Source organism: Cellulomonas hominis (assembly GCF_005239125.1).
Classification (GTDB): domain Bacteria; phylum Actinomycetota; class Actinomycetes; order Actinomycetales; family Cellulomonadaceae; genus Cellulomonas; species Cellulomonas hominis_A.
The window spans coordinates 1-10,592 of record NZ_SZYE01000137.1; the positions used below are offsets into that span (position 1 = coordinate 1).

Annotated in this window: 11 protein-coding genes; 9 read left to right on the forward strand and 2 right to left on the reverse strand. The window is 77.9% G+C overall.

Annotation, left to right across the window (positions count from 1 at the left end; translation table 11 throughout):
• The coding region (locus FA014_RS14450; protein WP_154730357.1) for a family 43 glycosylhydrolase at positions 1 to 372 on the forward strand (372 nt) is incomplete at its 5' end.
• 13 nt (positions 373 to 385) lie between these two features.
• On the opposite strand, the gene FA014_RS14455 is transcribed toward FA014_RS14450, so the two are convergent.
• Positions 386 to 1,486: a DNA glycosylase AlkZ-like family protein gene (locus FA014_RS14455; protein WP_154730358.1), complete on the reverse strand. Its 1,101-nt coding sequence runs from the start codon at positions 1,484 to 1,486 to the stop codon at positions 386 to 388.
• 104 nt (positions 1,487 to 1,590) lie between these two features.
• Between FA014_RS14455 and FA014_RS14460 the strand changes: the two genes are divergently transcribed.
• Positions 1,591 to 3,075 (forward strand): gluconokinase, encoded by a 1,485-nt coding sequence (locus FA014_RS14460; RefSeq protein WP_154730359.1) that lies wholly within the window; start codon positions 1,591 to 1,593, stop codon positions 3,073 to 3,075.
• Between the two features lie 13 nt (positions 3,076 to 3,088).
• Here the strand turns inward: FA014_RS14460 and FA014_RS14465 are convergent, their stop codons facing one another.
• Complete coding sequence (locus FA014_RS14465) at positions 3,089 to 3,514, reverse strand: pyridoxamine 5'-phosphate oxidase family protein (RefSeq protein WP_154730360.1); 426 nt, start codon at positions 3,512 to 3,514, stop codon at positions 3,089 to 3,091.
• A gap of 133 nt (positions 3,515 to 3,647) precedes the next feature.
• Here FA014_RS14465 and FA014_RS14470 point away from each other — a divergent pair, with 133 nt between their 5' ends.
• The 7 genes from FA014_RS14470 to FA014_RS14500 all read left to right on the forward strand — a co-directional run.
• Positions 3,648 to 4,211: a pyridoxamine 5'-phosphate oxidase family protein gene (locus FA014_RS14470; protein WP_195969301.1), complete on the forward strand. Its 564-nt coding sequence runs from the start codon at positions 3,648 to 3,650 to the stop codon at positions 4,209 to 4,211.
• Positions 4,212 to 4,261: 50 nt separating this feature from the next.
• Positions 4,262 to 4,822 carry a dienelactone hydrolase family protein gene (locus FA014_RS14475; protein WP_154730362.1) on the forward strand — a complete coding sequence of 187 codons (561 nt, stop codon included), beginning with the start codon at positions 4,262 to 4,264 and terminating at the stop codon, positions 4,820 to 4,822.
• 25 nt (positions 4,823 to 4,847) lie between these two features.
• Complete coding sequence (locus FA014_RS14480; protein ID WP_195969302.1) at positions 4,848 to 5,789, forward strand: pseudouridine synthase; 942 nt, start codon at positions 4,848 to 4,850, stop codon at positions 5,787 to 5,789.
• Positions 5,790 to 5,859: 70 nt separating this feature from the next.
• Positions 5,860 to 8,451 (forward strand): nitrite reductase large subunit NirB, encoded by a 2,592-nt coding sequence (nirB, locus tag FA014_RS14485; RefSeq protein ID WP_154730363.1) that lies wholly within the window; start codon positions 5,860 to 5,862, stop codon positions 8,449 to 8,451.
• Positions 8,448 to 8,801 (forward strand): nitrite reductase small subunit NirD, encoded by a 354-nt coding sequence (nirD, locus tag FA014_RS14490; protein WP_154730364.1) that lies wholly within the window; start codon positions 8,448 to 8,450, stop codon positions 8,799 to 8,801. The genes nirB and nirD overlap by 4 nt, the downstream gene beginning before the upstream one ends.
• Complete coding sequence (gene cobA / locus FA014_RS14495; protein WP_154730365.1) at positions 8,798 to 10,126, forward strand: uroporphyrinogen-III C-methyltransferase; 1,329 nt, start codon at positions 8,798 to 8,800, stop codon at positions 10,124 to 10,126. Before nirD ends, cobA begins: the two co-directional genes overlap by 4 nt.
• The coding region (locus tag FA014_RS14500; RefSeq protein WP_328288207.1) for a sirohydrochlorin chelatase at positions 10,123 to 10,592 on the forward strand (470 nt) is incomplete at its 3' end. The genes cobA and FA014_RS14500, both read left to right, overlap by 4 nt.

Here is a 10,592-nt window from a genome sequence, read left to right on the forward strand (position 1 = left end):
ACGTACTCCGGCGCGGCGACCGGCATCGACTACGCGATGGGTGTGCTGACCGCCGACCTCGGGTCCGACCTGCTGGACCCCGCCTCGTGGACCAAGAGCCCGACCCCGGTGTTCGTGTCCGACCCGGCCGCCGGGCAGTACGGGCCGGGGCACAACTCGTTCACCGAGCTGCCCGACGGCACCCCGGTCCTCGTCTACCACGCCCGCACCTACACCGAGATCGTCGGCGACCCGCTGCGGGACCCCAACCGGCACGCCCGCGCCCAGGTCCTGCCGTTCGACGACCACGGCAACCCCGTGTGGGGCACACCCGTGCCCGACACCCGCCCGGTGCCGACGAGCACGGACGTGCTCGGGCCCGCGGGGGTCTGACGCGGGGCCGGGCTCACGCCGTCGTCAGCCGCAGCTCGCCGGGGTGCCCGAGCAGGGCGGCCAGCCGGCCCGCCTCCGCGGCGAGCGCGTCCTGCGGCGGTGGCCCCGCCTCGCCGAACCACGTCACGTCGAGCGTCGACGCCCCGGCCGCCCAGGTCCCGGCGACGACCCCGCCGTGCAGCACGAGCGCCGCGCCCCGGGTGACCCCGGCCCGCCGCGCCGCGGGCACCACCCGGGTGTCGGCGGTGCCCGGCCCGAGCACCCACTGGTCGTGCCCCGCCAGCAGCGTGACGGCGTCCGTGGGCGCCGCCGCCTCGACCTCCGCCACGTGCGCGCGCAGCAGCAGCGCCGGCTCCCCGCCGACCGCCACCTCGGCCGCCGCGTCGGCCAGCACCTCGTCGGTCCACCGCTCGACGCGCCGCCGGCCCGCGCTCAGGCCGTCGGCGAGCCAGTAGTGCAGGTTCGCGCGGGTCGCCGGGCCGTACGCGCCGAGGTAGCCGACGACCGCCCGGCGCCCCGCCTCGTCCAGGTCGGGGAGGCCGCGCCACGCCGGGCTCGCCGCGGGCGACGCGAACGTCGGCCGGCCGCCCGCCGACGGGCCGAAGCAGAGCGCGCCGTGCCAGGCGATCGGTTTGAGCAGGGTCATGCTCGGGTCGAGCAGCGCCGGACCGAGGTGCGCGAACCGCGGGACCGCGGTGACCGCCGCGGCGAACGCCTCGCGGTCGAGCGGCCCGCCGGCGAGCGCCGTGCGCACCGCGTCGAGGAGCGCCGGCCAGTCCTCGGGGCGCAGGCCGTAGTGCTCCTGCCAGCTGCGCAGCGCCCACTGCCGGCTCGCGGTCCGCACCGCGAGGTACACGCCGGCCTCGTCGGCGGCCATCAGGTGCGAGGAGCCGCGGAACGCGAACGTGCGGAGCAGGTCGCCGGACCGGATGGCGGCCGCGACGGCGTCCGGTGCCGGGTCCGTCAGGCGGCGGCGCACCGCCAGGTCGGCGTCGCCCGACCACGCGGGGACCGCGCCGAGCCGGCGCACGGCGTCGGCCGCGGAGGCCGCGCCGGACACCAGGTGCTGCCGGCCGAGCCGCCACGCCAGCGCCTGCGCCGACGAGACCGTCATGCCCCGCAGCGTACGAGCACCCCCCGACACGACCTCGCCCGGCAGGGCCCGCGCGCCGTGGCTAGGGTCGGTCGCGACACGCCCCCGACGACGAGGACGCACCGATGACCCGGACCGCTGACGACGTCGACCTGGCCGACGCCCTCGACCCGCTGGTGCTGGCGCTCGACATCGGGTCCACGGCGACCCGGGGCGGCGTGCACGACGCCGCGGGCCGGCCGGTGCACGGCCTGCAGCACAAGGTCCCGCACGCGTTCACGGTCGCGCCGGACGGCACGTCGGTCATCGACCCGGACCAGGTGACCGCCGAGGTGGGTCAGGTCCTGGACGCGGTGGCCGGGGACCGGCGGCTCGGGACGCGGATCGCCGGCGTCGCGCTGGACACCTTCGCCGCGTCGCTGGTCGCGGTCGACGCCGCCGGCCGCGCGCTCACGCCCTGCCTCACCTACGCCGACTCCCGCAGCGCGGTCGCGGTCGCGGCACTGCGGGAGGAGCTCGACGAGCACGCGGTGCAGCAGCGCACCGGCACCCGGATCCACACCAGCTACCACGCGCCCCGGCTGCGCTGGCTCGCGGAGGCCGAGCCGCGGGTCGCGGCCGCGGCGGCCGCGTGGTGGTCGCTCGGCGAGTACGTGCTCGCGCGCCTGGTGGGGGAGCCGCTGGCCGGGACGTCGACCGTCGCGTGGACCGGGCTGCTCGACCGCCGCACGGGTGCGCTCGACGCCGAGCTGCTGGCCGCCGCCGGCACCGACCCCGACCGGTTCTCCGCGCCGCGGGACACCGGCGACCCGGCGACACCCGCAGCCCCGGCCCGGTGGCCCGCGCTCGCGCGCGCCGCCTGGTTCCCCGTGATCACCGACGGCTACGCCAGCAACGTCGGCTCGGGGGCGACGGACGCGACGGTGATGACGGCGTCCACGGCGACCTCCGGCGCCCTGCGCGTCCTGGTCGACGGGCCGGCAGACCCGCTGCCGTTCGGTCTGTGGAACTACCGCGTCGAGGCGGGCCGGACGTTGCTGGGCGGGGCGATCAACGACGTCGGGCGGGCGGTGAGCTGGGCGCAGGCCACCCTCCGGCTGAGCGACGACCTCGCGCCGGTGCTCGCGGCCGCGCCCGCGGCCGGGACGCCGCTCGTGCTGCCGTACCTCACCGGCGAGCGCGCGCCGGGCTGGGCCGGTGGGGCGCGCGCCGCGTTCACGGGCGTCTCGGCGGCCACCACCCCCGACGTCCTGTACCGCGCGCTGGTCGAGGGCGTCGCGCTCACGTACGCGCGGGTCGCCGACGAGCTGCACCCTGCCGCCCCGGACGTGGTCGAGGTCGCCGCGTCCGGCCGGGTCAGCGGCGACCAGCCGGAGTGGCTGCAGGTGCTCGCGGACGTCCTGGGGCGGCCGGTCACGCACGTGACGCGGAAGCGGGCGACGCAGCGCGGGACGGCGCTGCTGGCGCTGGGCGTCCTGGCACCGGACGTCCCCCGCGCGCCGCGCGCCACCGGGTCCACGTACGAGCCGCGCGCCGCGCACGCCGGGTACTACGCCGACCGCGCGGCGCGGTTCGCCGCGGCGTACGACGCGCTGGTGCGCGACGCCTGACCCCCTGCGCGCGTCAGTACGCGAACCGCCGGACGTCCTGCGGGTGCAGCACCAGCCGGACCTGGTCGTCGCGCAGCATCCCGGCGAGGTCCTCCTGGCGCGCGGGGTCCGCGAGGTCCCAGTACCGGTGCGCCAGCCGCTCCGCGAGCGCGTGGGCGCCGTCCTCCTCGATCGTGACCCGGCCCGTGATCGCGACCCAGTGCTCGCGCTCGCCGACCGGTGCCGCGACGACGAGCGACGCGCGCGGGTCGCGGCGCAGGCGCCGCACCTTGAGGGCGTCCGCCTCGCTGAACAGCTGGACGGTGCCGTCGTCGGCGACCTCGAACCAGACGGGGCGCGGCTGCGGCGGTGTGGGCCCGGCGGCGACGGTGAGGAACCCGTGCAGCGGGCGCCGCAGCAGGTCGCGGTCCTCGGCGGTCAGGGTGGGGTCGGTGCTCATCACGGCCTCTCCGGCTCGGGGCTGCTGGCGCGTCCATCCCAGCGTCGCGACCCCGGCCGCGCAACCACCCGCCGCGCGCCGACCCGGCCCGGCGCGCGATGCTGGGCCCGCACCCGCGACCCCGAGGAGACCCGTGGCCCCGACCCCCGACGCCGCCCTGACGTCCGTCTGGGACGCCCTCGACGCGGCGACGACCCGGCGCACGCCGTTCACCCTGGCGTCCCTGGCAACCGTGTCCGCCGACGGCGCCCCGCGGTCGCGCTCGGTGATCCTCCGGTCCTGGGAACCGGGTCGCGCCGTGCTCGGGCTCGCGACGGACGTCCGCTCCGCGAAGGTCCGCGAGCTCCGGGCCGACCCGCGCGTCGCCCTCGCCGTCTGGGACGGGGACGTGGAGGTGCAGGTGCGGCTCGAGGGCCGCGCGGTCGTCGTCGACGACCCGGCGGAGCGCCGGCGGCGGTGGGAGGCGCTCGGCCCGCGCACCCGCCGCGGCTACGCCACGGTCGGTGCGCCGGGTACCGCCGTCGACGGGGACGCCGCGGTCCAGGACGACGGGGAGCCGGCCTGGTTCGCGCGGTTCGCCTGGGTGGAGGTCGCCGTGGACCGGGTCGACCGGCTCGACCTGGCGGCGGAGCCGCACGACCGGGTGGTGGCGGAGCGGACCGGCACCGCCTGGCGGGCCCGGCGCGTCGTGCCGTGACACGCCGCGCACCCTGTCGGCCGGTGCGGGCCCGCGCGTAGCCTCGCCGCATGGCCGAGGTCGTCCTGTTCCACCACTCCGGCGGTCTGACCCCGGGGGTCCGCGCGTTCGCCGACCTGCTCCGCGAGCGCGGCCACACCGTGCACACGCCGGACCTGTTCGAGGGCCGGACGTTCGCGGACGTGGCCGAGGGCGTCGCCTTCGCCGAGGAGGTGGGCGAGGACGTGTTCGCGCGCCGTGCCGCCGAGGCCGTCGCCGGGCTCCCCGCCGAGCTGGTCTACGGCGGGATGTCGTTCGGCGCGGCCCGCGCGGCCGAGCAGGCGCTGGCCCGGCCCGGCGCGCGGGGCGCGTTCTTCCTGTACGGCGCGGTGGCCCCGTCGTGGTGGGGCGCGACCTGGCCCGACGCGGTCCCGGTGCAGGCGCACGTGGCGGAGGGCGACCCGTGGCGGGAGCCCGAGGCGGAGGACGAGCTCGTCGGGTTCGGCGGCGAGCTGTTCGTCTACCCGTGCGCCGGGCACCTGTTCGCCGAGGTGGGCCACCCGGACCTCGACCCCGCCTGCGCGGAGATCGTGCGGGAGCGGGTGCGCACCTTCGTCGACGGGCTGGAGTGACCCGCCGCGCTCGTACGATCGCCCGGTGCCCCCTCGCTCCCCGCTGCCGCCGCGCCACGGCCTGGCCGCCGCGTGGCTGCGCACCCCAGACCGGGACCGTGCGCGCCCGGTGCCGTGGGCGACGATGGGCGCCTGGCTGCGCGACCGGTTGCCCGAGCAGGTCGACGTGCCGGCGATGCTCGCGGACGGGCGGTTCGTCGGCGAGGACGGCCGGCCCGTCCGCGGGGACGACCCGTACGCCCCGCACCGGTTCGTCTGGTTCCACCGGGACCTGCGCGAGGAGCCGGTGGTCCCCGGCGTGATCCACGTCGTGCACCGCGACGAGCGCCTGGTCGTGGTGGACAAGCCGCCGTTCCTGTCCTCGATCCCGCGCGGGCGGCACGTCCTGCAGAGCGTGGTCGTCCGGCTGCGCGCGGAGCTCGGGCTGCCGGAGCTGTCGCCGCTGCACCGGCTGGACCGGGTGACGTCGGGGCTGCTCATGCTCGCGACCGAGCAGCGCTGGCGGGGGGCGTACCAGACGGCGTTCGAGCGCCGGGAGGTGCGCAAGACCTACCGGGCGCTGGCGCCGGTGCGTCCCGACCTTGACCTGCCCGTCGACGTGCGGAACCACATCCGCAAGGAGCGCGGCGTCTGGCAGGCCGAGGTGGTGCCGGGGGCGCCGGTGAACGCCGAGACGCGGGTCGAGCTGGAGGCGACGACCGCGGACGGGCTCGGGGTCTACCGGCTGAGCCCGCGCACCGGGCAGACGCACCAGCTCCGGCTGCACCTGCTCGGGCTCGGCATCCCGATCGTCGGCGACCCGCTGTACCCGGTGGTGCGGGACGTCGCGGTGGACGACGTCAGCACCCCGCTGCAGCTGCTCGCGGCGGAGATCGCGTTCACCGACCCGGTCGACGGCGCGCCGCGGCGGTTCGCGAGCGTCCGCCGGCTGCCGCTGACCGCCGAGGAGCCGGCAGCGGGCGTCTGACCTGCGCGAACGCACCGCCCTGGGCCGTTCGGCCCATTAGACACGGCCCGGCCCGTCGAAAACTTGCCCCATGCACAGCGAGGGGACGGCCCGCACGGGTCCGGGACGTGTGGTGGTCGTGGGCGGCGGGATGGTCGCGCACCGGTTCGCGGAGCAGCTCGCGGCGCGGACCGACGCCGGGGAGTGGCACCTCACGGTGATCGGCGAAGAGCCGCACCTGCCGTACGACCGGGTGCACCTGTCGGAGGTGTTCGCCGGCCGCCCCGACGCGGACCTGGCGCTCGCGCCCGAGGTGTGGGCGGACCCGCGGGTCGACCTGGTGACGGGCGACCCCGTGGTCGCGCTCGACCTTGCCGGGCAGACCGTCACCACCCGCGCCGGACGGGTCGAGCCGTACGACGCGCTCGTGCTGGCCACCGGGTCCCGGGCCTGGGTGCCGCGCACCGAGGGCGTCGACCTGCCGGGCGTGCTCTGCTACCGGACGCTCGGCGACGTCACCGACCTGCGGTCCTGGGTCGCCGACCGCGCCGTCGCGCTGGGCCGCCCGCTGCGGGGCGCCGTCGTCGGCGGCGGCGTGCTCGGGCTGGAGGCCGCCGCGGCGCTGCAGACGCTGGACGTCGCACCGACCGTGGTCGAGTTCGCCGACCGGCTGATGGCCGTGCAGCTCGACGCGGGCGGCGGCGAGGCGCTGCGCGTCCTGGTGACGGACCTCGGGATGGACGTGCGGACCTCCGCCGCCGCGACCCGGGTGGTCGCCGGCGAGGACGGCCGGGTCGCGGGCCTGGAGCTGTCGACCGGTGAGACGGTGCCGGCGGACGTCGTCGTCTACTCGACCGGCATCCGGCCCCGCGACGGCCTGGCGCGGGCGGCGGGACTCGTGGTCGCCGAGCGCGGCGGCGTCGTGGTCGGGCCCGCCTGCCGCACCTCCGACCCGGCGGTGTGGGCGATCGGCGAGTGCGCGTCGTACGAGGGCGAGTGCGCGGGCCTGGTCGCGCCCGGCAACGCGATGGCCGACGTCGTCGTCGACCAGCTGTGCGGCGGCGTCAGGGGCTACAGCAAGGCCGCGGACGGGACGAAGCTCAAGGGCGTCGGGGTCGACGCGGCCAGCTTCGGCGACGTGCTCGCGCTCGCGCCGGGTGCGCTCGAGGTCACCTTCGCGGACCCGGTCGCCCGGACCTACCGCAAGCTCGTCGTCTCCGACGACGCCCGGGTGCTGCTCGGCGGCGTGTTCGTCGGCGACATCGAGCTCTACTCGTCGCTGCGCCCGATGCTCGGCCGCCCGCTCGGCGCCGACCCGTCGGCGTTCCTCGCCCCGCAGGGCGGTGCCGCGCCGGTGCAGACGGACCTGCCCGACGACGTGGTGCTCTGCTCCTGCTCCAACGTGTCGGCCGGGACGGTCCGCGCCGCGGTCACCGAGCACGGCTGCACCAGCGTGGGCGAGGTCAAGGCGTGCACCCGCGCCGGCACCGTCTGCGGCTCCTGCGTCCCGCTGCTGACCACCGTCGTGAACCGGACGCTGGAGAAGGCCGGGATCGCGGTGTCCTCGGCGATGTGCGAGCACTTCGCGATGTCCCGCGCCGAGCTGTACGCGCTGGTCCGCGCAGAGCGGCTGCGCACGTTCACCGAGGTGGTGGCCGCGCACGGGAAGGGCCGCGGCTGCGCGGTCTGCCGGCCGGTCGTCGCGTCGATCCTGTCCTCGCTCGGCATCGGGCACGTGCTCCAGCCCGACCAGGCGCCCCTGCAGGACACCAACGACCACCTGCTCGCGAACCTGCAGAAGGACGGCACGTACTCGGTCGTCCCGCGGATGCCCGGCGGCGAGGTCACCCCCGAGCGGCTGCTCGTGCTGGCGGAGGTCGCCCGCGACTTCGGCCTGTTCACCCGCATCACCGGCGCGCAGCGGATCGCGATGTTCGGCGCCCGCCAGGACCAGCTCCCCGCGATCTGGCGGCGGCTGGTGGACGCCGGGTTCGAGTCGGGCCAGGCGTACGGCAAGTCGCTGCGGGCGGTGAAGACCTGCGTCGGCCAGGCGTGGTGCCGGTTCGGCGTGCAGGACTCCGCGAGCATGGCGGTCCGCCTGGAGCTCCGGTACCGGGGCCTGCGGTCGCCGCACAAGTTCAAGGTGGGCGTCTCCGGCTGCGCCCGCGAGTGCGCCGAGGCGCGCGGCAAGGACGTCGGCGTCATCGCCACCGAGAAGGGCTGGAACGTCTACGTCGGCGGCAACGGCGGGTTCACGCCGCGGCACGCGGACCTGCTGGCCGAGGACCTGGACGACGACCGGCTGATCCAGGTGATCGACCGGTTCCTCGCCCTGTACGTCCGGAGCGCCGACCGGCTGCAGCGCACCGCGCCGTGGGTCGCGGCCTACCCGGGCGGGCTCGAGGAGCTGCGTCGCGTGGTGGTCGAGGACTCGCTCGGCATCGGCGCGGAGCTCGACGCCGAGGTGGAGCGGCACGTGTCCGGCTACGTCGACGAGTGGCGCGCCACCCTCGACGACCCGGAGAAGCTGCGCCGGTTCACCCCGTACCTGAACGACCCCGACGCCGCCGACCCCGACCTGGCCTACGTGCCGCAGCGGGGGCAGGCGCGCCCGGCCCGACCCGGCGAGCACGGCCACCACGACCTGCGCGTCGCCCGCACCCTCGAGGAGGCCCCGCTGTGAGCAGCGACGTCGTGGCGGACGAGGTCCGCGTCTGCCGGCTGGACGACCTGCTGCCCGAGCGCGGCGCGGGCGCCCTGGTCGGCGAGCACCGGATCGCGGTGTTCCGGCTGGCCGACGACCGGCTGCTCGCGGTGCAGCAGCGCGACCCGTACTCCGGGGCCAACGTGCTGAGCCGCGGCATCGTCGGCGACGTCGACGGCGCGCCGACGGTCACGTCGCCGATGTTCAAGCAGGTGTGGGACCTGGTCACCGGCGCCTGCCTGGACCCGGTCGGCAAGGACCCCGTGGACCTGCGCACCTACCCGGTGCGGCTGGTCGGCGACGAGGTGCGCGTGGCGGTGACCCCGTGAGCCTGCTGCTCGGGCTCGACCTGGCGGACCGGGCGGTGCTCGTGGCCGGCGGCGGTCCGGTGGCGGCGCGCCGGGCCCGGGCGGCGGTCGACGCCGGCGCGCGGGTGCGGGTGGTCGCCCCCGAGGTGGTCGACGACCTGGTGGCGCTCGCGGGCGACGGCCGGGTGACGGTGGATCGGCGTCCCGTCGCGGAGGCCGACGTCGCCGACGTGTGGCTCGTGCACGCCTGCACCGGCTACCCGGCGGTCGACGGCGCGCTCGCGGGGTGGGCCGAGGCGCGCCGCGTGTTCTGCGTCGTCGCCTCCGACGCCGGCCGCGGCACCGCCCGGACCCCGGCGACGGTCACGGCGGCGGGGGTCCACGTGGGCGTGCTGTCGGCCGGCCGGCCCGACCCGGCCCGGGCGGCGGCGGTCCGGGACCACGTGGCCACGGAGCTGCTGGGCGGCCGCGCCGACCTGCGCCCGTCCCGGCCCACGTCCGGCGGCCCGGACCTGCTGCTGCCCGGCGAGGTCGCCCTGGTGGGCGGCGGCACCGGGGACCCGGCGCTGATGACGGTCCGGTCCCGCACGCTGCTCGCGCAGGCCGACGTCGTGGTCACCGACCGGCTGGGCCCGACGGCCGTGCTCGCCGACCTGCGCGACGACGTCGAGGTGATCGCGGTGGGCAAGGCCCCCGGGGTGCACCAGGTGGCGCAGGAGGAGATCAACGCGGTGCTCGTGGCGCAGGCGCGCGCGGGCCGGCGGGTCGTCCGGCTGAAGGGCGGGGACCCGTTCCTGTTCGGCCGCGGCGGCGAGGAGGTGCTGGCGTGCCGCGCGGCGGGCGTGCCCGTGCGGGTGGTGCCGGGCGTGACGTCCGCGGTCGCGGCGGCGGAGGCGGCCGGGATCCCGGTGACCCACCGCGGCACGGCCGACCGGGTGCACGTGGTCAACGGCCACGGCGCGCTCACGGACGTGGACCTCGCCGCGCTGACCGCGCCGGGCGTCACCGCGGTCGTGCTGATGGGCATGGCGGGTCTCGGCCGGCTGACGACGCAGGCGCTGGACGCGGGCGTCGACCCCGAGACCCCGGTCGCCGTGGTGCACGCCGCGACGCTGCCCGGCGAGCGGGTGGTGCGGGGCGCGCTCTGGGAGGTGGCCGCGCGGTGCGCGGAGGAGGGCGTCGGGTCGCCCGCCGTCGTGGTCGTCGGGGAGGTCGCGCGCGAGGGGTTCCTCGACCCGGCCTCGCCCGGCGTGGCGCGGGCGGTTCCGGCCCGACGCCCGCGGGCGGGCTCCGACGCGGAGGCGGCGCCGGCGGCGCGCGCTGGTGCCGGGCTGGTGACCGCGTGACCGCGGCCCCGGTCCTGGTGGCCTGCGCGCACGGGACCCGCAGCGCCGCGGGCCGCGCGGTCGTGCGCGCGGTGGTCGAGGACGTGCGCCGGCTGCGCCCGGGGCTGGACGTGCGCGAGGCGTTCGTGGACGTGCAGGAGCCCGCGGTGGGCGACGCGGTGGCCGCGGCGGTGGCGGGCCCGGCGGGGCCCGGTGCTCCGGTGGCGGCCGTGGTCGCACCGCTGCTGCTGTCCACCGGCGTGCACGTCCGGCACGACATCGGGGCGGCGGTCGCCGGGCTGCCCGCCGTCGCCGCGGAGCCGCTGGGCCCGGACGACCGGCTCGCCGGGATCCTGGTCGAGCGGCTGACCGCGGCCGGGGCCACGGCGGACGACGCCGTGGTGCTCGCGGCGGCCGGGTCCAGCGACCCGGCGGCGGTCGTCGCCGTCGGCGCCGTGCTGGCGGCGCTGCGCGCGCGGTGGCCCGG

Excerpts from the sequence above, each read along its gene's own strand:
- FA014_RS14475 (WP_154730362.1), top strand. The coding sequence starts at position 4,262 with ATGGCCGAGGTCGTCCTGTTCCACCACTCCGGCGGTCTGACCCCGGGG.
- FA014_RS14460 (WP_154730359.1), top strand. The coding sequence starts at position 1,591 with ATGACCCGGACCGCTGACGACGTCGACCTGGCCGACGCCCTCGACCCG.
- FA014_RS14465 (WP_154730360.1), bottom strand. The coding sequence starts at position 3,514 with ATGAGCACCGACCCCACCCTGACCGCCGAGGACCGCGACCTGCTGCGG.
- nirB (WP_154730363.1), top strand. The coding sequence starts at position 5,860 with ATGCACAGCGAGGGGACGGCCCGCACGGGTCCGGGACGTGTGGTGGTC.
- FA014_RS14455 (WP_154730358.1), bottom strand. The coding sequence starts at position 1,486 with ATGACGGTCTCGTCGGCGCAGGCGCTGGCGTGGCGGCTCGGCCGGCAG.